This window comes from Acinetobacter bouvetii, assembly GCF_902753875.1.
Taxonomy (GTDB): domain Bacteria; phylum Pseudomonadota; class Gammaproteobacteria; order Pseudomonadales; family Moraxellaceae; genus Acinetobacter; species Acinetobacter bouvetii_A.
Map to the genome: position 1 here is coordinate 154,747 of NZ_CADDTS010000022.1, position 21,631 is coordinate 176,377.

The window sequence follows — 21,631 nt, forward strand, 5'->3', positions numbered from 1 at the left end:
ATGCTCAGTCGTCAATTAGAAGTATCCTTACGTTTGGCTGTAAGCATGGCTCGTCAAAAGAGACATGAGTTTCTCACAGTTGAACATTTATTGTTGGCTTTACTTGATAATGACTCTGCCGTAAATGCGCTCAAGGCGTGTGGAGCAGATATTATCGTTCTGCGTAAAGAACTCGAAGAATACGTTGAACAACACACCCCTAAACTCGGCGAACATAGTGATCAGGCGCCACATCCGACTGAAAGCTTTGACCGTATTCTGCAACGTGCAATTTTCCATGTGCAATCCAGCGGTGGTGATCGTACGGTAGAAGGTGCAGACATTTTGGTGGCAATGTATTCAGAGCGCGATTCGTTTGCGGTTTACTTGCTCAAACGTCATCAGATTAACCGTTTAACTTTAACTCAATATCTGTCTCACGGTACGCGCAAGGAAGAAGTGCAGCCTGAAGAAGAAGTTGAAGAATTGGATGGTGAAACATCAAGTTCTTCAAATGCAGGTCCACTCGATTTATATACCACCAATTTAAATGTGGAAGCGCAAAAGGGTAAAACCGATCCACTGATTGGTCGTGAAAAAGAAATTGAACGCGCAGCGCAAATCTTGTGTCGCCGTCGTAAAAATAACCCTTTGCTGGTGGGTGATCCGGGCGTAGGTAAAACCTCGATTGCCGAAGGTCTGGCTTGGCTGATTGTGAATGGTAAAGCACCTAAACCGCTGGCCAACGCTGAAATTTACAGTCTGGACATCGGTGCCTTGGTAGCAGGAACCAAATACCGTGGTGACTTTGAAAAACGCTTGAAACAGTTGTTGAATGCGTTGAAAAAGAAACCGGAAGCGGTGTTATTTATTGATGAAATTCACATGATTATTGGTGCGGGTTCAAGCATGGGCAGCACCATGGATGCATCGAACCTGATCAAACCGGCTCTGTCGAATGGAACCTTGCGTTGCATCGGCTCAACCACTTTTCAGGAGTATCGTCAGGTCTTTGAAAAAGATCATGCATTGTCGCGTCGTTTCCAGAAAATTGATGTCAATGAACCGTCTATTTCTGAAACGATTGATATTTTACGTGGTTTAAAATCGAAGTTTGAAGATTTTCATCATGTTCAATATGACGATAAATCTTTGGTGGCCGCTGTGGAATTATCTGCAAAATTCATCAATGACCGTTACTTGCCTGACAAAGCCATTGATGTAATTGATGAAGCTGGAGCTCAGCGCCGTTTGAAAGCGGAGCAAGATGATAGTTTAATTACTGTTGAAAATATTGAAGATATCATCTCAAAAATTGCCCGTATTCCACCGAAAACAGTTTCTAAAGATGATAAAACTGTACTGGCTAATCTTGAGCGTGATCTGAAGCGAGTGGTCTTTGGTCAGGATGAAGCGATTGAGGCGCTGGGTTCAGCCATTAAACTTTCTCGTGCAGGCTTGAAACTGCCAGATAAACCTGTAGGTAGCTTTGTTTTTGCTGGTCCGACTGGTGTAGGTAAAACCGAAGTCACCAAGCAGCTGGCTAAACTGTTAGGTGTGGAACTGGTACGTTTTGACATGTCCGAGTACATGGAACGTCATGCAGTTTCCCGTCTGATTGGTGCGCCTCCGGGTTATGTGGGCTTTGATCAAGGTGGTTTGCTTACAGATGCGATTCATAAGAGCCCGCATTGCGTGCTGCTTCTGGATGAAATTGAAAAAGCGCATCCAGATGTATTTAATCTCTTATTGCAAATTATGGATCATGGCTCGTTGACTGATAACAATGGTCGTAAGTCAGATTTCCGTAATGTGATTCTGGTTCTAACCACGAATATTGGCGCAGAAAGTATTTCACGTGTCAGTATTGGTTTTAGGGAACAGGACAATAGCAATGATAATCAGGAAGCAATGAAAAAAGCTTTCGCACCTGAATTCCGTAACCGTTTGGATGGTGTGATTCAATTCAAAGCATTACCAACGACGATTATTGAAAATGTAGTAGATAAATTCCTGACTGAACTTCAAGCTCAGCTGGATGATAAAAAAGTCATTCTTGAGGTGGATCAGAGTGCACGTGAATGGATGGCTGAAAATGGCTATGACCGGTTAATGGGTGCGCGTCCAATGCAGCGTTTGATTCAGGAACACTTGAAGAAGCCATTGGCTGAAATGATTTTGTTTGGTGAATTGGCAGAACATGGCGGTAATGTGGCAGTGTCTGTGAAGAAAGAAGACGGTAAAGCTGTTGGTCTAAAACTGGAAGTGTTTGAAGATCAAACGGCAGAACCAGCTTAATTAACAAGTAAGTTAAAAAACCCGTGTGAGCACGGGTTTTTTATTTATCACGATTTATATTAACTTCTTTTGTATGTTTTATTTTTTAGTAAAGTTTTAAAATGACTAAAGAAAAAGCAGAGGTGAAGCCCGCTTGATGGATATTCAGATAACTAAAGTGTTAACCACCTTCTTTTTATTTTTTGTCACGGCAATCATGGAAATTCTGGGCTGTTATTTTCCATATCTGATTTTAAATCATGGGAAGACACAGTGGTTCTGGGTTCCAACGGTCTTGGCACTGGCGGCATTTGTCTGGTTACTCACGTTACATCCTGCAGCATCTGGGCGAATTTATGCAGCCTATGGCGGAATTTATATTTTTACGGCACTGATGTGGTTGCGCTTTGTTGATCAGGTTAGCTTGAGCCGTTGGGATCTATTGGGTGGACTGGTGGTGATTGTTGGGGCAATGATTATTATTTTGCAACCGCAAGGATTAATTCGATAATAAGTTTTTTATCTTAATAAAATATATTTATTAATCACGATTAATAGAATATATGCAGAAAAGTATAAAAAGGATGTTGATTTTCATGCAATGTGAACACATTGTTTAACAGAGCTAATAAATTTTAAACTACTTAAATCTCTAAGAAGTATTTGTTTTTTGTTTTGTAATGAAATGTAATTGTAGTAATTATATTGAGTTAATAATTATGAAAAACATATACTTAATCAGGACTGTATATACATTTATTATTTTACTTATTGTCTGTGTCTTGGTGGCAATCAATAACTATTTTTTCTATAAGAATGAAGAAAAGTCTACAATTCGAGAGATGAGATATGAAGTAATGCAACTTCAGGGACTCATTCAAGAGTGTGATTTAGGTGGTGGTGCATGCGATCGTCTTATTAAAGCATTTATCAATAATTCCAGCATCAAGGGTAAAGTCTCTTTAACACTGGATTCTAAGCCTTATTATTTGAGGAACTTGGAAGGCTATAAGGATAGCCGTAAAGCGACTTCGTATAGTCAAACTATTCCTCATAAAGGTCATGTTTATGAAATAACTTATGAAAAGCTGGTTACTCCATCGTTATTGAAAAGTACACTGCGTAGTATGAGTTTTTCAATAATGGAATGGAACTATGCTGCACATAATGGAAAGAATGAAAGTTATTGGGCTAACTTAACAAACTTTTTGCAATTTATTGCAATCCCTCGCTCTAGCCCTGCATTATGTTATTTCTTTCTGATTATTGTTTTACTGCTCTTGGTTAAAGGATACTTTAAAACATTACTGCGAAAGTGGGAAAATTCAGAGCAGACAATCGTAGCTAAGAATGATCTAATCGAACAGCTTCACAATGAAAAAGTAAAGTTAAAATCACAGAATACGGCTTTGAACAAACAGCTGGATCAGGCGGAAGTAGTAGTAAATGGGCTTGAAAAACAGCATTTAGCAATTGCGCAGCAAAAACAGCAGCTAGATTTGGAACTCATAGACCTCAATACAAAAATTGAGCTAGAAAAAGAGCTACTGAATGGACACATTCAAGAAATTAAAGCAGAAAAAATAAAAGCACTAGATGATGCTGAGAGGAAATATGCCAACGATGTAAACCACATTTTGCAAGAAAAAATGCTTGAAATTAATCAGTATTATGCAAATGAAATCAGTTTAATGAAGGCAGATAGTCAGCTTAAAATAGATAATTATGAGCATAATTTACAAGATCTTACAGATGCAAGAGAGAGCTTGGCAGTACGAAACACTAAACTGCTGGAAGATTTAAACGCTTCTACAGTACTGATGGATGAAGTTGATAAAAAATTGAAATCAACGGAAACCGAGAATAAACAGTTACTGGAAAAATTAAAAGTAGTGCAGGATGAGCTTGATCAGGAAAAGCAGACACAAAATACATTCATGACAAAAGACTTAAAAAAATGGATAGCACGCTATTTACTGGCAAATCCAAACTTTAATATTAAATCAAATCATACAGCACCTAAACATAATGGAAATGATCATCATGGTAATGATTATGTTGAGAAAATTTTCAATTTAATTAAAAAGAATGAAGAAATTTCCAAGTTTGTTAAAGCAGTGAAGTCCGTCAACAATAATGCCTTTCAACAAAGAACAATTGTAGTTTCCAAGCTCAAACAAAAAGGCCTAAATGATCTTAATTATGGTTATATTGCAGAAGTAGTTGGTGATGATGATCGTGGCAGTTGTGCTGGGCTTTTTTTGACAGCACAAACTGACTGGGAAGCTATTGTTCAGGCCAAACTTTTACTGATACATGTTAAACAGTTAGAGAAGCATACCATTATTGATAAGCTCTCTAATTAAATACCGAGCCCTCATTTTGTAGGGCTTTTTATTTGTTGAAATTTACACTCTCTATTTTTAATTTTAAAGTCATAATTTTTATTCTCAGATGATAGCTTTAATTCAACATGATAGGGATTAACCCGCTGAAATTCATTTTCGAATAATAGGCTGCAGCTTTGCAGAATATTTTTTCTCAGGAGTTTTTTGACTTCTTTATCACCTACGTCTTGGGTAAACTGGGCAAAATCTGGGGTGGTGATAATGCCTTCAATTTTTACTTCAGTCGCACTTATTTGGTATTTTTCCATCAGCATGTTTTGGTCAATCTGAAAAGGCAGGGTGCGCGAATCTTCATCACTGATGACATCTAAAATTTCATTTAGGGCTTTACGGTCTTTAATTTTATAAGAGGAATCCAGAATCTGTTTTTTAACAAAATATTGATCCAGTTCAGTGGCTTGAGCTTGAACGGATTGAAACATAATAACGCTACTTAAGCAGAGTAAAGTTTTTTTGAAAGGCATGGTTATAATCACTTATAAAGTATAAGGTTTAAATTAAACAATTTATAAGTATAAAAAAAGCACCCGAAGGTGCTTTTTTAGAAAACTTTAGTCTGAACACTCTCAATACTTAGTCTTTCTTTAAATTTTCATTAATTAAAAATTCAACCAACGCTTTTTGCGCATGAAGGCGATTCTCTGCTTCATCCCAAACCACGGCATTTTTGTGATCCAGCATGTTTTCAGAAATTTCTTCACCACGGTGAGCGGGTAGGCAGTGCATGAACAGGCAATCCGGATGAGCTAAATCCATCAAACGTTCATTGACTTGGTAATCTGCAAATGCTTTTTCACGGATTTTTTGTTCTTCTTCTTGGCCCATGCTTGCCCAAACGTCAGTGACAATCAGGTCGGCATTTACGGCAGCATCTTCAGCAGAGTCAACCAGTTCTACGCAGTGAGCAAATTCAGTCAAGAATTTTTCTTGTGGCTCATAGCCTTTAGGTGCTGCAATTTTTAATTTAAAGCCCCACATATGTGCCGCTTCAATATAAGAATTACACATGTTATTGCCATCACCAATCCAGGCAACAGTTTTACCTTCAATTGAACCACGATGTTCAATAAAAGTTTGCATGTCTGCCAAAAGCTGGCAAGGGTGATGGTCATCAGTTAATGCATTGATCACTGGTACTTTAGAATAAGAAGCAAAGCGTTCCACAATGTCATGACCAAAAGTACGGATCATCACAATATCCAGCATGCTTGAAATCACGCGTGCAGAGTCTTCAACCGGTTCACCGCGACCTAATTGTGAGTCACGAGAGGATAAGAAAATTGCACTACCACCAAATTGGCTCATGCCTGCTTCGAACGAAACACGTGTGCGGGTACTCGATTTTTCAAAAATCATGCCCATAACTTTACCGACGAAAGGTTGGAACACTTCATTGCTATGCTGTTTGCGCTTAAGTTCAATCGCGCGCTGCAAAATTTGGTTAAGTTCTAAAGTCGATAAATCGCGTAAAGTCAGAAAGTGACGTAGAGCCATGGTTACTCCACAATAATTGCTGAATAGAAAACAAAACAACAATTAGTTGTTGGTTGGTTAAGTAAAAAGGGAATCGATTAATATACTATAAGCAGACAGAATTGCAAAAGAAACTAGCGCGGTTGATGGCCTTCCAGAAAGCGATCTACACAATAACTGATGTATTTGATGCTTTCTTGATCAGATTCCTCTGTGGGCACTCCCATTAAAATTTTCCATTCTATATTGCGCAGTATGCCAAAATAAAACTGTGCAGAAAACATGGGATTATCGCAAACCAGCAAACCTTTTTGATGACCTTTTTCAAGCGCGGAAGCAATCGCGAGCTGTATGTGCTTGGGACCTTGTTCATGAATGTGGAGAGCCAATTCTGGGTTGCGCTGGCTTTGCTCCAGCACTAAACGCATAAAAGCTGCTTTATCCGGTTGCTTTAAATGTGTTTGGAAATTAATCAGAGTCTGGATCAGATAATTTCTAAAATCTGAAAGCTCTGGATTAAAAGGCATGCAGATATCTTTAAAAAATTGATCGCGACGATAATCACAAATAGCTTTAAACAGGCCTTCTTTACTACCAAAATATTTATAAATGGAAGCTTTTGAACCGCCAGCATGATTCACAATATCATCGAGCGAGACTGCGTCATAACCACGTTCAAGAAATAGCTCATTGGCACTGAGTAAAAGTGCCAGACATCGTTCATGACCACGTTTGGTTTGCGGGGTATCACGAGCTAATGGTTCTAATGAAGCATGTTCTTGCATAGGATCTATAACATCAATAATCAAAGAAATGAAATCATTTGCAATGATAGCAAAAATATGTACACATTTCTTGAAATAAAGGCATTGTCTTATTTAGAAACAATTATGCAGAATCGAAATATTACTATAGGTTTGGTGAATATTTGACTAAAGTTATAGAGTAAAGATTCTAAATAGTCATAGCCATGCAGATGTTTATAGCTATACTCGAACTTCGATAAGTAAAGTGAACTGTGGAAAGGAAGATGACAGAACAAATGTCTGCAGGCTTAAGATTTAGACAAGCACTGGAAGTGGAAAAGCCATTACAAATTATCGGCACAGTGAATGCCTATGCAGCCATGATGGCGAAAGAAGTCGGTTATAAAGCTATTTATGTATCAGGCGCAGGAGTTGCCAATTATTCTTATGGCTTACCTGACTTGGGTATGACCAGTTTAGATAACGTTCTTGAAGATGTCCGTCGTATTACCGAACGTGTTGATACTCCTTTATTGGTCGATATCGATACCGGCTGGGGTGGTGCATTTAACATTGCCCGTACAGTGAAACAAATGATTGCAGCTGGTGCAGCAGCAGTACATATTGAAGATCAGGTCGCACAAAAGCGTTGTGGTCACCGTCCAAATAAAGAAATCGTGACTCAGCAGGAAATGGTAGACCGGATTAAAGCAGCGGTAGATGCCAAAACAGATTCAAACTTTGTGGTGATGGCACGTACTGATGCCTTGCAAAAAGAAGGTTTGCAAGCGGTGATTGATCGTGCATGTGCCTGCGTGGAAGCGGGTGCGGATGCCATCTTTGCTGAAGCAATGACCGACATCACCATGTATAAAACTGTATGTGATGCAGTTGGTGTGCCGGTTTTAGCCAACATTACCGAATTTGGTGATACCCCTTATTACACGGTCGATGAATTGGGGGAACAGGGTATCCGTATGGTGCTGTATCCACTCTCTGCAACCCGCGCCATGCAAAAAGCAGCTTTGGAAGTGATGCGCTCAATTCGTGAAAATGGTACGCAAGTCAACGTTCTCGAGAAAATGCAGCAGCGTAAAGAGCTTTACCAATTCCTTGATTATCATACCTTTGAAAACACCCTGGATAAATTATTTAAATAAAACTTTCAAAATGGAGTATTGAAAATGGCTGAAGGAAAAGTACTGACAGGCGCAGGTTTGCGCGGACAAGTGGCCGGTAAAACAGCACTATCAACCGTAGGTAAGAGTGGTGCAGGCTTAACTTATCGTGGCTATGATGTGCAAGATTTGGCGGAAAACTGCCAATTTGAAGAAGTGGCTTATCTGATTTTCTTTGGTGAATTGCCGACATCTGAACAGCTTGCAGCGTATAAAGCCAAATTGAAATCACTTCGCCATTTGCCGCAGGCATTGAAAGAAGTGCTGGAACGTATTCCTGCTGATTCACACCCAATGGATGTGATGCGTACAGGTGTTTCCATGTTGGGTAATCTGGAAACAGAACAATCTTTCGATATACAGCAAGATGTTGCTGATCGTATTTTGGCGACTTTGCCTGCAATCATTTGCTACTGGTATCGTTATAGCCACGATGGCGTTCGTATTGAAGAAAATACCGATGATGATTCAATCGGTGCGCAATTCCTGCATTTACTTCGTGGTGAAAAACCGAATGAATTGCATGAGCAAGTGATGAACGTATCACTGATTCTTTATGCAGAGCATGAATTTAACGCGTCTACGTTTACTGCGCGTGTATGTGCATCAACCTTGTCGGATATGCATTCATGTATTACTGGTGCGATTGGTTCACTACGTGGCCCATTGCATGGCGGTGCCAATGAAGCGGCCATGGAAATGATTGAAAACTGGACCTCTCCAGAAGAAGCTGAGCGTGAAATGCTAGGCAAATTGGAGCGTAAAGAAAAAATCATGGGCTTTGGTCATGCGATTTATAAAGACAATGACCCACGTAATGGCATCATCAAAATCTGGTCTGAGCGTTTGGCTAAAGATGTCGGTGACACCGTACTTTATCCAGTGTCGGTACGCTGTGAAGAAGTGATGTGGCGTGAGAAGAAATTGTTCTGTAATGCAGACTTCTTCCATGCATCTGCTTACCATTTTATGGGCATTGCAACCAAACTGTTTACACCAATCTTTGTGATGTCACGTGTGACAGGTTGGGCGGCGCATGTGATGGAACAACGTGCAGATAACCGTATTATTCGTCCAAGTGCGGATTATACTGGTCCTGAACTGCGTAAAGTTGTCCCAATTGCAGAGCGTACAGCTGCTTAAATAAACATTACAAATAAAGCCTCATATGAGGCTTTATTTTTTTGCAGTCAGTAAAACCGGATCTTCAATGCTATAACCGGTTTCAAAAGGAATTCCCAGATATTTAACCATGGCGAGGATTTTTTGCTGATTCGGGACTCTATATGCCTGAGAAATACTTAAGCCTTGACGGTAATCGACAGCTTGTTGGACTGAACTTTTCAGGCTTTTAGCTGTAAGTTGGTATGTGTAAGTATATTTAGGAATATAGACTTTAGGGTCATACCAGGACTTTTCTTTAGCGGTGGTTTTCTTTAACACCTGAATTTTAATTGATTGCTTTGGTATTGCCACTAATGGTATCAGTCGTTTTTTAATTTTTGCCACTTCTTTGTCAAACTGGCGATTGTCTTGATCATAATCAATTGTTTTGGTTTTAGGGTTAATATACAGCGAATTAACCTGAATCAGTTTTTCAGGCTGTTTATTATTCTTGAACTGATAATAGTAAAGTTGCGGCAGGCGACCACGTCCATCCTGATAGTGTTTTAACACATAGACTTTTTGGTCTTTGCTTTCATATCCCAGTACTTCTATATTTTGAGGTCCACCTACGGTTGCAAAACTTGTGCAGGGCAGCAGGATTAATCCGAATGTGAACGTCTTGAGTTTAAGCATTAGTCAACTCCTTGTATAAGCCTGATCATTTCTTCTGCAATGTGTTGGGTTAATTGGTTGAGTTTTTCTAAAGGGCTGCCTTCAATGAAATAATGAAAGTTGTGAGTTGTATTTAAAAATAAAATTGAGATGAAAAATGTGCCTTCGGGTTTAATTTCTGTTGCGCTACCGCCAGGTTTAAGTAAGCCGGTGCAGGCCACAACCAGATTGGCTTCTCTAAACAGGGTTTTGCCATGAATTGCCATGGCCTCGGTCACTTCTGCAGATTCGGCAGTATATTTTTCTATAAGCTCAGCATCAATATTCAAGATATCGACTTTGATTGATGGATCATAACTGACCAGTCCTCCCAGCAAAATTTCGGCTCCACTGTTCTTGCAAATAGAAAATTGACTGGAAAGATAGCCTGAACTGGCACTTTCAATAAAGGCAATCTTTAAATGATTGCTTTCGAGCAAATCACAGCATTTTTTTATCATTGTTGAAATAATTTAAACTGAAATTGCACTACATTGTAATGAAAAAATAAACAGAGCATCTGAATTTTAACTTTGATAATTCACTCGATTTTGTCAGTGTCATTACAGAATGTTGAGTTAATTGATATTGTTTTTTGTGATTATTATTGTTATGGATTCTGTGTGAATGGCGTTTAATGTTTTATAGTTGTTGTTAACATGTTGTTTAAATGTATTTTGTTGTTGTGTTTTTTAACAGGTGTTAAAATAATATAGATCAGTGTAAGTTGTATTTTTTAGGTTGGATGAAGTGGAAATTGTAAAATTCGTTAAAAGTTTTAATACAGTGAATACTTATTTAATTATTTCTCTGTTACTTTTGGCTTTTATTGTTGTTTATTTCTATGTCATTAATCCTGTTTAAGAATTTGAAAGTAAGTGTCTGATTGGTAGTGTGAAATATATAAAATTAGCATCTCTCAATTTGGTTAGTTAAATATTTAAAAGCATAGATTTCAAGCAAATAAAAACCCAGTGACTGCACTGGGTTTTTTGCATCAGAAAATTAAGATTAATTATCAAGTGCAGGGGTCGCAGCAGCAATTGCTGCAGCAACGGCATCATCTTCAGACTGTGCTGCAGAATTTGATTTGTTTACTGATGCTTGAGTTGGCTTATCTTCTGCCTTTGGCGCTTCTGCTTTAGGCGCTGCTGGCTTTTCTGTTTCAGATTTTGGTGTTTCAGTCGTTGCCTGTTGAGGCGCTTCACGTACTTCACGACGAATCTCTGTTGTCGTGTTCGCTGTTTCTTGACGTTCAATTTCTACTTGAGCAGGGGATTCAGTCTGGCTGCTATTAGCAGTTTCAACTGGTTCTACTTGTACAGGAGCATTTGATTGTTCAGTTTTTTCAATCTGTTCCTGCTCGTCTTCTTTCGGTGTTTCTTTTTTTACACACGCTGTTAAGAATAAACCTGTTGCAATAGCGCCACAAAGTAAAAGTTTTTTATTCATAATTACACAAAATAAAGCTTTAATTGGATGTCGCCATTATAACAGCAAATACGAATATAAAAATCCTCTCAAGTTGCTCTAATTTTTTATCGGAAATGCTGATAGAATAACCAATTGTTTATTGTTCTATGAATTGATGCGGATTGACTTTGCTTTATTGGTACAGAGTAAAGTAAAATTGCGCAACATTGCAGGCCGATTTAGGCTCGATTGTACGAGAAACCCAATGACCCATTTTATTTTCGTGACTGGTGGTGTAGTTTCATCACTAGGTAAAGGTATTTCAGCTGCTTCAGTTGCTGCACTTTTAGAAGCCCGTGGTTTAAAAGTAACCATGGTCAAAATGGATCCATACATTAATGTCGATCCAGGGACAATGAGTCCTTTCCAACATGGTGAAGTTTTTGTCACAGAGGATGGTGCTGAAACTGACCTAGATTTGGGTTATTACGAACGTTTCTTGCGTCGTGCGAAAATGACCAAACTGAATAACTTTACTTCAGGTCGTGTTTATCAGGACGTACTTAATAAAGAACGTCGCGGTGATTACCTTGGCGGTACAGTTCAAGTTATTCCACATATTACCGATAATATTAAAGAACGTGTGCTTCGCGCTGGCGAAGGCTATGACGTGGCGATTGTGGAAATTGGCGGTACAGTAGGTGACATCGAATCTCTCCCATTCATGGAATCTGTACGTCAGTTAATGGTAGAGCTTGGTCATAAACGCACCATGCTTATGCACTTAACGTTACTCCCATATATTAAGTCAGCAGCAGAACTCAAAACCAAACCGACTCAGCACTCTGTAAAAGAGTTGTTATCGATTGGTATTCAGCCAGACATCCTGATCTGCCGTACAGAGCATGATGTTGATGCCGACACAACTCGCAAAATTGCGTTATTTACCAACGTTGAAGCACGTGCAGTTGTGGTCTGTAAAGATGCACGCTCTATTTATCAGATTCCACGTACCTTCTATGAACAAAACGTTGATGATCTCATCTGTGAACGTTTTGGTTATAACGATCTTCCAGAAGCTGATCTTTCAGATTGGGATAATGTTGTAGAAGCTTTGCTTAACCCTGAATACACTGTACGTGTAGCCATGGTGGGTAAATATGTTGAACTTCCAGATGCCTATAAATCTGTAAACGAAGCGCTTTTACATGCCGGTATTCAAAACCGTGTCAAAGTCCAAATCGACTACGTAAACGCTGAAGAACTGGAAAGCCAAAACGAAGCAGAAGTATTGAAAGATGCTGACGCGATTCTTGTACCTGGTGGCTTCGGTGAACGTGGTACAGAAGGCAAGATGAAAGCGATCCGTTTCGCACGTGAAAACGGTGTACCTTTCTTGGGTATCTGTTTAGGTATGCAGCTTGCTGTGATCGAATATGCGCGTAATGTTGCGGGTATTGCAGATGCGACTTCAACTGAGTTTAACCGTTCAACCAAATCACCTTTGATTGGTTTGATTACTGAATGGCTAGATGAACGTGGTGAAGTTCAGCAACGTAGTGTTGAATCTGACTTGGGCGGTACCATGCGTTTAGGTGCGCAAAAATCTGAACTGGTTGAAGGCACTAAAACACGTGAAGTGTATGGTTCAGCAGAAATTATTGAACGTCATCGTCACCGTTATGAAATGAACAACCGTTTTATTCCGGCGCTTGAAGATGCAGGAATGAAGATTTCTGGTTATTCACCAGTACAACGTTTGGTAGAAACTGTTGAAATCCCTCAACATCCTTGGTTTATTGCTGTACAATTCCACCCGGAATTTACAAGTTCTCCACGTGATGGACATCCATTATTTGCTAGCTTTATTGATGCTGCGAAAAAACAGTATCAAAAAACCAAGTAATGATGGTCTAGGAATAAACTAGGAAGTTTAAATGTCACAATTAAAACCACAAGAAATTGTACGTTTAGGCGATATACAAATGGCAAATCACTTGCCATTTGTATTATTCGGCGGCATGAACGTACTCGAATCAAAAGACCTTGCTTTTGAAATTGCTGAAACTTATGTGGATATCTGCAAACGTCTGGATATTCCTTATGTGTTTAAGGCAAGTTTTGATAAAGCCAACCGTTCAAGCTTGAACTCTTTCCGTGGCCCTGGCCTCGAAAAAGGGATCGAGTGGTTAGCGGACATTAAAAAGCATTTTAATGTACCCATCATTACCGATGTGCATGAGCCGTATCAGGCTGCTCCTGTGGCGGAAGTTGCTGACATTATTCAGCTTCCAGCATTCTTAAGTCGTCAGACTGACCTGGTTGAAGCGATGGCAAAAACAGATGCCATCATCAACATCAAAAAAGCACAATTCCTTGCTCCGCATGAAATGCGTCATATCCTGCATAAATGTTTGGAAGCAGGCAATGACAAACTGATTCTTTGTGAACGTGGTTCGGCATTTGGTTACAACAACTTAGTTGTAGACATGTTGGGCTTCGACATCATGAAAGAAATGAATGTGCCTGTATTCTTTGATGTAACGCATGCGCTACAAACTCCAGGCGGTCGTGCGGATTCTGCCGGCGGTCGTCGTGCACAAATCACGACTTTGGCACGTGCAGGTATGGCAACGGGTTTGGCGGGTTTATTCCTGGAAGCGCATCCAGATCCTGAAAAAGCCAAATGTGATGGTCCTTGCGCACTGCGTATGACGCAATTAGAACCGTTCCTGGCGCAGCTGAAAGAATTGGATACCTTGGTCAAAGGTTTTTCAAAGTTAGATACACACTAAATTATAGATACATTGATGCCCTCTAAAGCATCTCGTTATTAATCAACTGAGGAATTGTTCATGAGTCAAATCGTTGACATTCGTGCACGTGAAATTTTGGACTCTCGTGGTAACCCAACCATCGAAGCAGACGTAATCTTGGCATCTGGCGTAGTTGGCCGTGCATGTGCACCATCTGGTGCTTCAACTGGTTCTCGTGAAGCTTTAGAACTTCGTGACGGTGATAAATCACGTTACTTAGGCAAAGGCGTTAAAACTGCAGTTAACAACGTTAACACAGTCATTCGTGATGCATTATTGGGTAAATCAGTCTTTGAACAAAAAGACATTGATAACACCATGATCGCTTTGGATGGTACTGAAAACAAAGAAAAATTAGGTGCTAACGCAACGCTTGCAGTTTCTCTTGCTGCTGCACGTGCTGCTGCTGATGAAAAGAAAATTCCTCTTTTCCAATACATCGCAGACCTTCGCAACAACAGCATCTTAACTATGCCTGTTCCGATGATGAACATCTTGAACGGTGGTGCTCACGCAGACAACACTGTTGATATTCAAGAATTCATGATTGAGCCAGTAGGTTTTACTTCATTTGCTGAAGCACTACGTGCGGGTGCTGAAATCTTCCATTCTTTAAAATCAGTTTTAAAGAAACAAGGTTTAAATACTGCTGTAGGTGATGAAGGTGGTTTTGCTCCAAACCTACGTTCAAACGAAGAAGCAATTACAGTAATTCTTTCTGCAATTGAACAAACTGGTTACAAAGCTGGTTCTGACATCATGTTGGCTCTTGACTGCGCATCTTCAGAATTCTACAAAGATGGTCAATACATCCTTGCAGGTGAAGGTAACAAAGCATTCACAAGCAACCAGTTTGCTGACTACCTTGCAGGCCTTGCAAACCAATACCCAATCATCTCGATTGAAGATGGTTTGGATGAGTCTGACTGGGAAGGCTGGTCTTATCTGACTTCTATCCTAGGCGACAAAATCCAATTGGTTGGTGATGACCTATTCGTTACGAATCCGAAGATTCTTCAACGTGGTATCAACGAAAAAGTGGGTAACTCGATTCTGATCAAATACAACCAGATTGGTACGTTGACTGAAACTTTAGATGCGATCTATCTTGCGAAAGCAAATGGTTACACTACTGTGATTTCACACCGTTCTGGTGAAACTGAAGATTCAACAATTGCGGATCTTGCAGTGGGTACAGCAGCAGGTCAAATCAAGACTGGTTCACTTTGTCGTTCTGACCGTGTAGCGAAATATAACCAATTACTTCGTATTGAAGAATTGACTAAAGCTGCATATCGCGGTAAAGCTGAGTTCAAAGGTTTGAACTAAGCGCACATGCTATCTATGTTAAATGTATTTGACTCCAAAGCGAGTAAAGCATTATTGGGCCTTGCGATCTTTTTGATCGCAGGGTTTCAGTACTTATTCTGGTTTGGTGAAGGTGGTTATCATGATCACCAAAAACTGGCCCAGAAAATTCAGCAGCAAACAGAAATTAATACCGATTTAAAAGAACGTAATCGTGTGCTTGCTGCCGAAGTCTATGATCTGAAAAATGGTATTGAAGCCATTGAAGAGCATGCTCGTTTAGATTTGGGACTCATCAAACCGCATGAAACGTTTGTTCAAATGAGTACCATCGGGACTCACTATAAACCCATCTATATTGATCCAAATTCTAAAGTTGATTTAAGAACAAATGAAGACGACACGGGAGCTTCATCAGTCAATGAGCCATAAAATCTGGGCTGTTATTCCTGCTGCGGGTTCTGGAAGTCGTTTTTCGAAAACTGAACTAAAACAATATCAAGTCATTCAGGGAAAAACTGTATTAGAACATACAGTCGCCCGTGTAAATGATCTACCACTATCAGGTTATGTGCTTGCTATCAGTGCTGATGATAGCGTTGCTAAAACTTTGAATTTTACCCAATCAGATAAAGCCCATTTTTGCGAAGGTGGTGCCGAACGGGTGCATTCTGTCTTGAATGCCCTGACATATTTAAGCCAAATTGCAGCACCTGAAGATCTGGTTTTTGTACATGATGCTGCGCGTCCTTGTGTAACCCTAGAATGTCTGAAGCATTTGGTTGATACAGCTGTTCATGAAAATTGCAGTGCAATTTTAGCCATTCCTGTGCGTGATACACTCAAGTTTGTGGAGCGTGCTCATCGGATTGATAAGACGGTTAGTCGAGATCATTTATGGCAAGCACAAACACCACAAATTTCTAGATTGGCAGTGTTAAAGCAGGCGATAGAGAATGCTTTGCAAGATGGCATCACCATTACTGATGAAGCGAGTGCTTTAGAATATATGGGTGAACCAGTGAAAGTGGTTCAGGGCAGATCAGATAATATCAAAATTACTTATGCCGATGATCTGGAACTGGCCAAATTAATTTTAATGTCGCAAAAATAAAATAAAAGTTGCTGTAGCTATGTTATCTGCATAGCTTTAATTTTATAATTTCCCACCTCATCGACACCTTTAATTATTTCAAATGATACCTTCATCCCAGTATCGTTTTTTACGTCACTCATTACGTGATGGTAGAAGCATTAAGCACGACTCATCCAGATGGGCCAAATTACATTTGGATCCATGGCTACTGGCTTTTCTGGTATTGAATTCAATACTGGGTTTAATGGTGGTATATAGTGCGACCATGCAAGATAGCACTATGGTGATTCGTCAGGCGACCAGTTTTGGCGTGGGTTTTATTTTATTGTTTTTGTGCGCTCAAGTTCCACCAAAAGTTTATCAGGCTGCAAGTCCATATTTTTATATCTTCGGTGTGGTGCTTTTGATGCTAGTCTTGGTGATTGGTGATACGCGTCTGGGAGCTAAGCGTTGGCTGACCATTCCGGGTATCGGCAGTATGCAACCCAGTGAAATCATGAAATTTGCCATGCCATTGATGATGGCCTGGTTTTTTTCACGTCGTGCATTTCCACCGACCTTTGTTCAGATTGTATTGGGCCTGATGTTAATGATGGTGCCTTTTGTTTTGGTGGCGTTACAGCCGGACTTGAACATCGGTCTGATTATTCCAGGTGTTTTTGTGCTGTTCCTGTGTGGTATGTCATGGCGTTTAATTTTGGGCGCACTGACGGCTTTAGCGGTGGCTGCACCACTGCTATGGATGTTTGTACTGCAAACCTATCAAAAAAAGCGGATTTTGACTTTATTTGATCCCGAATCTGATGCTTTGGGGGCCGGCTGGAATATTATTCAGTCCAAAATTGCGATTGGTTCAGGCGGTTTGACCGGTAAGGGGTATTTAACTGGAACTCAGTCACATCTGGGCTATTTGCCGGAACATCATACAGACTTTATTATGTCGGCTTATGCTGAAGAATATGGCTTTATTGGAGTATTTTTAATCTTCAGTCTGTTTGCGGCAATTATTATTCGTTGTTTAATGATTGGCTTGAATAGCTTTCATAATTTTGGACGTTTATTTGCCGGTGCTATTGGACTAACTTTCTTTTTCTTTGTGTTTTTAAACTCGGGGATGGCAAGTGGCATATTACCTGTGACCGGTGATCCATTACCGCTGATGAGTTATGGTGGCTCAGCGGTGATTTCTCTACTGGCCAGTATGGGGATTGTGATGTCGATTCATACCCATCGTTAAGTAAAAAATACAAAAAAGCAGACAAAAAAAAGCCCTCGATTGAGGGCTTTTTTACATGATTCTGATCAAGCGAGGAACCAGGTATAGTAACCCCAGAGCATTAAAGGCCATGCGACAAATGGGCTAAACAGCCATTTCCAAAGCCAAAACTTAGGCAGAAATCCTACTCCGTAAATAAATCCACCTGAAATGCCAATCATGATCATCATCAATGCGCTATGGTTATAGTGACCATTGGCATCTAGCATGAGGCTAGGGTGAATGAGTAACACCGTAGCAAGTGGCAATGCCATCAAAAATGAAATGGCCATTACAAATTTATTTGGCTTGCTTCCTTCTGTTGTCATTGCGATTTCTGTCATTGTTTATTCCTCATCTAAATCTTGATGATGTTCGATATAAAGGGCACTTAATACGCCTGCAAAGCACGCCATTAAAATACCGAGAATCCAAGCAAAATACCACATATTGAATAACTCCTAGTTTTTTCAACACAGCCTTAGTAGAGGCTGTGCGAGTTTTCTTGAACGTGTTTGTTAGTAATAACGCCCCACATTTTGTAATAACACCAAGTGGTGTAGCACAAGATGATTGGAACAAAAATACAGGCTGCAACAGTCATTACAGTGAGTGTGTTTTTACTAGAAACGGCATCCCACATAGTCAAGCTTGCAACAGGATTGATGCTTGAAGGCATAAGGAATGGGAACAGGGCAAAACCAGCAGTTAAGATTGCACCAACAATCATCATTGATGTGCCTAGGAAGCTTAAACCTGCTTTTGCTTTCGCAGCAGATGCAATCACAATCAAGCTACCCAAGATTGCCAATACAGGTGCAATCATGGTGATTGGATAAGTCGAGTAGTTATTCATCCAGCCATGGTTACCATTGGTAATAACTTCTTTAGCAAGAGGGTTGGCTACACCGTTAGTATCAAATGGTTGAGCTAGGCTATAACCTTCAATACCACCGAAGTATAACCAAGCACCAGCACCTAGGAAACAAACTAAGAACAGCACACCCATCAATTGAGTTGCTTTCGCAGAACGTGAACGCAAGTCACCATCTGTACGAAGCATTAACCATGCACCGCCATGAGCACTTAGCATGGATAAGCTGACGATACCGCAGACTAAGGCAAATGGGTTGAGTAGGGCAAAGAAGCTACCAGTATAGGTTGAGCGTACAGTTTCATCTAATGTGAATGGCACGCCTAGGAACATGTTACCGAAGGCAACGCCAAATACTAATGCAGGAACAGCACCACCTACACATAGACCCCAGTCCCAAGAGTTACGCCATTTTTTGTTCTCAAGTTTAGAGCGGTAGTCAAAACCAACAGGTCTTAAGAACAGGGCAAACAGTACGAGTAGTAAAGCCCAGTACATGCCCGAGAATGCTGTTGCATACACCATAGGCCATGCAGCAAACAGTGCACCACCTGCGGTAATGAACCACACTTGGTTGCCGTCCCAGTGTGGGGCAATCGTATTGATTGCCGCACGACGTTCTTCATCGTTTTTTCCCACGAATGGCATAATTGCCATGGAACCCATATCGAAGCCATCGGTGAGAGCAAAACCAATTAGTAGTACACCAACCAGAACCCACCAGATAATTTTGAGTAATTCATATTCGATCATGATTGAGCCTCCGCAGCAGCGTGGTTTTGATCATCGGCTTTTTCAAAATGGTATTTACCAGTATGTAAAGAACTTGGACCTAAGCGAGCGAATTTGATCATCAAGTACATTTCGATAATAAGAAGTACTGTATAGAACGCTGCAAGCGCTAAGATTGAACCCCAAATGTCCCCAGTGCTTAAGCTTGAAGCAGAGAGATGTGTTGGTAAAACTTCACCAATAGTCCACGGTTGACGGCCACCTTCAGCCACATACCAGCCAGTTTGTGTAGCAATCCACGGTAATGGAAGGCCGTAAAGTGCAAATTTAAGTAACCAAGGTTTGTTTTCTGCATTACGTTTAGCCACTGCATAAGTTGCAAGGATAAAGAGAAGTAGCATTAAGAAACCGGAAGCAACCATGGCACGGAACGAGAAGAACAATGCAGTTACGTTAGGAATAGTATCCTTAGTTGCTGCTTTGATTTGATCTTCAGAAGCATCTACTACATTTGGTGTGTATTTTTTAAGAAGTAAGCCATAACCCAAGTCTTTTTGGTTTTCTTTGAAAGAAGCTAGAAGTGCTGGAGAACGATCGCCTGCACGAAGTTTTTCAAGTTCGGCATATGCAGTCATACCATTACGGATACGAAGCTCATGTTGAACCATGAGGTCTTTCAGACCAGTCACTTCTTTATCAATAGAACGTGTCGCAATGATACCCATTACATATGGAATTTTGATGGCATAGTCAGTGCGTTGTTCTTGTTTATTGGGAATACCAAACAAGGTAAATGGAGCAGGTGCTGGGTGAGTTTCCCATTCTGCTTCAATTGCAGCTAATTTGGTTTTTTGCACGTCACCAAGTTCATAACCTGATTCATCACCCAGTAAAATAACAGATAATGTAGATGCCAAGCCAAAGATTGCAGCAATAGCGAAAGAGCGGCGTGCAAAAGGTACATCACGTTTTTTCAGCAAATAGAAACTCGAAATTGCTAAAACGAAAATTGCACCAGTCACATAACCTGAAGATACAGTATGGACAAATTTAACCTGAGCCACTGGGTTGAAAATCAGTGCACCGAAGTCAACCAACTCCATACGCATGGTTTCAAAGTTGAACTCTGCACCCACTGGGTTTTGCATCCAGCCATTGGCAACTAAAATCCAAAGTGCCGACATGTTTGAACCGAGTGCAACCAGCCAGGTCACGGCTAAATGCTGAACTCTGGAAAGCCGGTCCCAGCCGAAGAAGAATAGACCAATAAAAGTCGATTCTAAGAAAAATGCCATTAATCCTTCAATAGCGAGTGGCGCACCGAAAATGTCACCGACATAATGCGAATAGTACGCCCAGTTTGTACCAAACTGGAACTCCATGGTTAAGCCTGTAGTTACACCTAAGGCAAAGTTAATACCAAAAAGTTTTCCCCAGAATTTAGTCATGTCTTTATAAATTTCTTTACCAGAAATCACATAGGTGGTTTCCATGATGGCAAGAATAAAAGCCAGACCAAGAGTAAGAGGTACAAATATAAAGTGATACAACGCGGTCATTGCAAATTGGAACCGCGAAAGATCGACCACGCTTTCAGAAATCATCAACGTGTCTCCTTGATTGGGGAAGAATTGCCAGCAATATGCTCGGCAACTTGATTGTCAAAATTTTGAGGAATAGTAGGGGCGTCAAACCAGATGTGTTTAATCGTCAGCAGGAGTGCAATCTTAATTATTAAAATGATTGCGATCTCACGAACTAATCGTTGGTTGAAATCTTTGGGTATTAAGCTCATGCGAATAAGCCTATTTTTTAAAACATAATGCATATTATTAAACAAAAAATTACTAAAAATAAATAGATCAAACAGTTAAAATAAAAATATATTATTTAGTGTTTTTAAAACAATAACTTATATGTGTTAATTGTTAAAGAATAAACTAATTTTTTGTGGTTTTTAAGTTGACTAAATTGCTTTGTTTTTCTTTTTAAATCTTGACTGGAATGCTGTGTATTGGGTTTTATTAATTCTGACTAAATAGCTTATATTTTATTTTAAAAACCAACTAAAACAGTTGTATTTATATTGATGTGGTTTTTATTAAAAGAATGAGATTAATTTTATTAATATTCATGCATTGAATGTCAGTGAGGAATTATTTTAAGGTGGTTGTTACAAAGCTTAGAGATAAACATTTTGTCAGTGCAGAAATAAAAAAAAGACCGCTTTTGAAGCAGTCTTTTTTGAGTTGACTTTT

General features: G+C 39.9%; 23 protein-coding genes. 12 read left to right on the forward strand and 11 right to left on the reverse strand.

Annotated features, from left to right (window positions below):
* The 3 genes from clpA to FB6_RS05845 all read left to right on the forward strand — a co-directional run bounded on the left by clpA (position 1) and on the right by FB6_RS05845 (position 4,622).
* The gene (gene clpA / locus FB6_RS05835) at positions 1-2,277 is read left to right on the forward strand and encodes an ATP-dependent Clp protease ATP-binding subunit ClpA (RefSeq protein ID WP_174559094.1); all 2,277 of its coding nucleotides are present in this window, start codon (positions 1-3) and stop codon (positions 2,275-2,277) included.
* 136 nt (positions 2,278-2,413) lie between these two features.
* Complete coding sequence (locus FB6_RS05840) at positions 2,414-2,767, forward strand: YnfA family protein (RefSeq protein ID WP_174559095.1); 354 nt, start codon at positions 2,414-2,416, stop codon at positions 2,765-2,767.
* Positions 2,768-3,113: 346 nt separating this feature from the next.
* Positions 3,114-4,622 carry a hypothetical protein gene (locus FB6_RS05845; protein WP_174559096.1) on the forward strand — a complete coding sequence of 503 codons (1,509 nt, stop codon included), beginning with the start codon at positions 3,114-3,116 and terminating at the stop codon, positions 4,620-4,622.
* Positions 4,623-4,633: 11 nt separating this feature from the next.
* On the opposite strand, the gene FB6_RS05850 is transcribed toward FB6_RS05845, so the two are convergent.
* The 3 genes from FB6_RS05850 to FB6_RS05860 all read right to left on the reverse strand — a co-directional run bounded on the left by FB6_RS05850 (position 4,634) and on the right by FB6_RS05860 (position 6,922).
* Complete coding sequence (locus FB6_RS05850; protein ID WP_254592199.1) at positions 4,634-5,086, reverse strand: hypothetical protein; 453 nt, start codon at positions 5,084-5,086, stop codon at positions 4,634-4,636.
* 151 nt (positions 5,087-5,237) lie between these two features.
* Positions 5,238-6,158: an ornithine carbamoyltransferase gene (gene argF, locus FB6_RS05855; protein WP_174559098.1), complete on the reverse strand. Its 921-nt coding sequence runs from the start codon at positions 6,156-6,158 to the stop codon at positions 5,238-5,240.
* Positions 6,159-6,271: 113 nt separating this feature from the next.
* On the reverse strand, positions 6,272-6,922 hold the full coding sequence (locus FB6_RS05860) for a TetR/AcrR family transcriptional regulator (RefSeq protein ID WP_174559099.1): 651 nt from the start codon (positions 6,920-6,922) through the stop codon (positions 6,272-6,274).
* Positions 6,923-7,167: 245 nt separating this feature from the next.
* Between FB6_RS05860 and prpB the strand changes: the two genes are divergently transcribed.
* Positions 7,168-8,043, forward strand: a complete 876-nt coding sequence (gene prpB / locus FB6_RS05865) for a methylisocitrate lyase (protein ID WP_174559100.1) — start codon at positions 7,168-7,170, stop codon at positions 8,041-8,043.
* A gap of 24 nt (positions 8,044-8,067) precedes the next feature.
* The gene (gene prpC, locus FB6_RS05870; protein ID WP_174559101.1) at positions 8,068-9,204 is read left to right on the forward strand and encodes a bifunctional 2-methylcitrate synthase/citrate synthase; all 1,137 of its coding nucleotides are present in this window, start codon (positions 8,068-8,070) and stop codon (positions 9,202-9,204) included.
* Positions 9,205-9,237: 33 nt separating this feature from the next.
* Here prpC and FB6_RS05875 read toward each other — a convergent pair whose 3' ends face one another.
* Both FB6_RS05875 and FB6_RS05880 read right to left on the reverse strand, forming a co-directional pair.
* The gene (locus FB6_RS05875; RefSeq protein WP_174559102.1) at positions 9,238-9,861 is read right to left on the reverse strand and encodes an aminotransferase; all 624 of its coding nucleotides are present in this window, start codon (positions 9,859-9,861) and stop codon (positions 9,238-9,240) included.
* The gene (locus FB6_RS05880) at positions 9,861-10,340 is read right to left on the reverse strand and encodes a CinA family protein (RefSeq protein ID WP_174559103.1); all 480 of its coding nucleotides are present in this window, start codon (positions 10,338-10,340) and stop codon (positions 9,861-9,863) included. Before FB6_RS05880 ends, FB6_RS05875 begins: the two co-directional genes overlap by 1 nt.
* Before the next feature lie 289 nt (positions 10,341-10,629).
* Here FB6_RS05880 and FB6_RS16720 point away from each other — a divergent pair, with 289 nt between their 5' ends.
* Positions 10,630-10,743, forward strand: a complete 114-nt coding sequence (locus FB6_RS16720) for a hypothetical protein (protein WP_438819956.1) — start codon at positions 10,630-10,632, stop codon at positions 10,741-10,743.
* Positions 10,744-10,890: 147 nt separating this feature from the next.
* On the opposite strand, the gene FB6_RS05885 is transcribed toward FB6_RS16720, so the two are convergent.
* Complete coding sequence (locus FB6_RS05885; protein ID WP_174559104.1) at positions 10,891-11,331, reverse strand: internalin; 441 nt, start codon at positions 11,329-11,331, stop codon at positions 10,891-10,893.
* Between the two features lie 226 nt (positions 11,332-11,557).
* On the opposite strand from FB6_RS05885, the gene FB6_RS05890 reads away from it, so the two are divergent.
* The 6 genes from FB6_RS05890 (at position 11,558) to rodA (ending at position 17,749) form a co-directional block, all read left to right on the forward strand.
* Positions 11,558-13,198: a CTP synthase gene (locus FB6_RS05890; protein WP_174559105.1), complete on the forward strand. Its 1,641-nt coding sequence runs from the start codon at positions 11,558-11,560 to the stop codon at positions 13,196-13,198.
* 31 nt (positions 13,199-13,229) lie between these two features.
* Positions 13,230-14,087, forward strand: a complete 858-nt coding sequence (gene kdsA, locus FB6_RS05895) for a 3-deoxy-8-phosphooctulonate synthase (RefSeq protein WP_174559106.1) — start codon at positions 13,230-13,232, stop codon at positions 14,085-14,087.
* 60 nt (positions 14,088-14,147) lie between these two features.
* Positions 14,148-15,437, forward strand: coding sequence for a phosphopyruvate hydratase (gene eno / locus FB6_RS05900; RefSeq protein WP_174559107.1), 1,290 nt, complete (start codon positions 14,148-14,150; stop codon positions 15,435-15,437).
* A 15-nt stretch (positions 15,438-15,452) separates the two neighbouring features.
* Entirely contained in the window at positions 15,453-15,848 is a 396-nt protein-coding gene (locus FB6_RS05905; protein ID WP_174559140.1) for a septum formation initiator family protein, read from the forward strand.
* Positions 15,808-16,530, forward strand: coding sequence for a 2-C-methyl-D-erythritol 4-phosphate cytidylyltransferase (gene ispD, locus FB6_RS05910; RefSeq protein WP_174559108.1), 723 nt, complete (start codon positions 15,808-15,810; stop codon positions 16,528-16,530). The genes FB6_RS05905 and ispD overlap by 41 nt, the downstream gene beginning before the upstream one ends.
* An 82-nt stretch (positions 16,531-16,612) precedes the next feature.
* Positions 16,613-17,749, forward strand: a complete 1,137-nt coding sequence (gene rodA / locus FB6_RS05915; RefSeq protein ID WP_174559109.1) for a rod shape-determining protein RodA — start codon at positions 16,613-16,615, stop codon at positions 17,747-17,749.
* A gap of 65 nt (positions 17,750-17,814) precedes the next feature.
* On the opposite strand, the gene FB6_RS05920 is transcribed toward rodA, so the two are convergent.
* Genes FB6_RS05920 through cydP form a run of 5 tightly spaced genes read right to left on the reverse strand, consistent with a single transcriptional unit; the run spans position 17,815 to position 21,168 of the window.
* Positions 17,815-18,111 (reverse strand): cyd operon YbgE family protein, encoded by a 297-nt coding sequence (locus FB6_RS05920; RefSeq protein ID WP_174559110.1) that lies wholly within the window; start codon positions 18,109-18,111, stop codon positions 17,815-17,817.
* A 3-nt stretch (positions 18,112-18,114) separates the two neighbouring features.
* The gene (gene cydX / locus FB6_RS05925) at positions 18,115-18,216 is read right to left on the reverse strand and encodes a cytochrome bd-I oxidase subunit CydX (protein WP_002120988.1); all 102 of its coding nucleotides are present in this window, start codon (positions 18,214-18,216) and stop codon (positions 18,115-18,117) included.
* A gap of 32 nt (positions 18,217-18,248) precedes the next feature.
* The gene (gene cydB / locus FB6_RS05930; RefSeq protein ID WP_174559111.1) at positions 18,249-19,394 is read right to left on the reverse strand and encodes a cytochrome d ubiquinol oxidase subunit II; all 1,146 of its coding nucleotides are present in this window, start codon (positions 19,392-19,394) and stop codon (positions 18,249-18,251) included.
* Positions 19,391-20,977: a cytochrome ubiquinol oxidase subunit I gene (locus FB6_RS05935; protein WP_174559112.1), complete on the reverse strand. Its 1,587-nt coding sequence runs from the start codon at positions 20,975-20,977 to the stop codon at positions 19,391-19,393. Before FB6_RS05935 ends, cydB begins: the two co-directional genes overlap by 4 nt.
* Positions 20,977-21,168 (reverse strand): cytochrome oxidase putative small subunit CydP, encoded by a 192-nt coding sequence (gene cydP / locus FB6_RS05940; RefSeq protein WP_174559113.1) that lies wholly within the window; start codon positions 21,166-21,168, stop codon positions 20,977-20,979. Before cydP ends, FB6_RS05935 begins: the two co-directional genes overlap by 1 nt.
* Positions 21,169-21,631 lie beyond the last annotated feature (463 nt).

Bases quoted from the DNA above. Each gene is read 5' to 3' on its own strand.
- clpA (WP_174559094.1), top strand. From the start codon at position 1: ATGCTCAGTCGTCAATTAGAAGTATCCTTACGTTTGGCTGTAAGCATG.
- FB6_RS05840 (WP_174559095.1), top strand. From the start codon at position 2,414: ATGGATATTCAGATAACTAAAGTGTTAACCACCTTCTTTTTATTTTTT.
- FB6_RS05845 (WP_174559096.1), top strand. From the start codon at position 3,114: ATGCAACTTCAGGGACTCATTCAAGAGTGTGATTTAGGTGGTGGTGCA.
- FB6_RS05850 (WP_254592199.1), bottom strand. From the start codon at position 5,086: ATGTTTCAATCCGTTCAAGCTCAAGCCACTGAACTGGATCAATATTTT.
- argF (WP_174559098.1), bottom strand. From the start codon at position 6,158: ATGGCTCTACGTCACTTTCTGACTTTACGCGATTTATCGACTTTAGAA.
- FB6_RS05860 (WP_174559099.1), bottom strand. From the start codon at position 6,922: ATGCAAGAACATGCTTCATTAGAACCATTAGCTCGTGATACCCCGCAA.
- prpB (WP_174559100.1), top strand. From the start codon at position 7,168: ATGACAGAACAAATGTCTGCAGGCTTAAGATTTAGACAAGCACTGGAA.
- prpC (WP_174559101.1), top strand. From the start codon at position 8,068: ATGGCTGAAGGAAAAGTACTGACAGGCGCAGGTTTGCGCGGACAAGTG.
- FB6_RS05875 (WP_174559102.1), bottom strand. From the start codon at position 9,861: ATGCTTAAACTCAAGACGTTCACATTCGGATTAATCCTGCTGCCCTGC.
- FB6_RS05880 (WP_174559103.1), bottom strand. From the start codon at position 10,340: ATGATAAAAAAATGCTGTGATTTGCTCGAAAGCAATCATTTAAAGATT.
- FB6_RS05885 (WP_174559104.1), bottom strand. From the start codon at position 11,331: ATGAATAAAAAACTTTTACTTTGTGGCGCTATTGCAACAGGTTTATTC.
- FB6_RS05890 (WP_174559105.1), top strand. From the start codon at position 11,558: ATGACCCATTTTATTTTCGTGACTGGTGGTGTAGTTTCATCACTAGGT.
- kdsA (WP_174559106.1), top strand. From the start codon at position 13,230: ATGTCACAATTAAAACCACAAGAAATTGTACGTTTAGGCGATATACAA.
- eno (WP_174559107.1), top strand. From the start codon at position 14,148: ATGAGTCAAATCGTTGACATTCGTGCACGTGAAATTTTGGACTCTCGT.
- FB6_RS05905 (WP_174559140.1), top strand. From the start codon at position 15,453: ATGTTAAATGTATTTGACTCCAAAGCGAGTAAAGCATTATTGGGCCTT.
- ispD (WP_174559108.1), top strand. From the start codon at position 15,808: ATGAAGACGACACGGGAGCTTCATCAGTCAATGAGCCATAAAATCTGG.
- rodA (WP_174559109.1), top strand. From the start codon at position 16,613: ATGATACCTTCATCCCAGTATCGTTTTTTACGTCACTCATTACGTGAT.
- FB6_RS05920 (WP_174559110.1), bottom strand. From the start codon at position 18,111: ATGACAGAAATCGCAATGACAACAGAAGGAAGCAAGCCAAATAAATTT.
- cydX (WP_002120988.1), bottom strand. From the start codon at position 18,216: ATGTGGTATTTTGCTTGGATTCTCGGTATTTTAATGGCGTGCTTTGCA.
- cydB (WP_174559111.1), bottom strand. From the start codon at position 19,394: ATGATCGAATATGAATTACTCAAAATTATCTGGTGGGTTCTGGTTGGT.
- FB6_RS05935 (WP_174559112.1), bottom strand. From the start codon at position 20,977: ATGATTTCTGAAAGCGTGGTCGATCTTTCGCGGTTCCAATTTGCAATG.
- cydP (WP_174559113.1), bottom strand. From the start codon at position 21,168: ATGAGCTTAATACCCAAAGATTTCAACCAACGATTAGTTCGTGAGATC.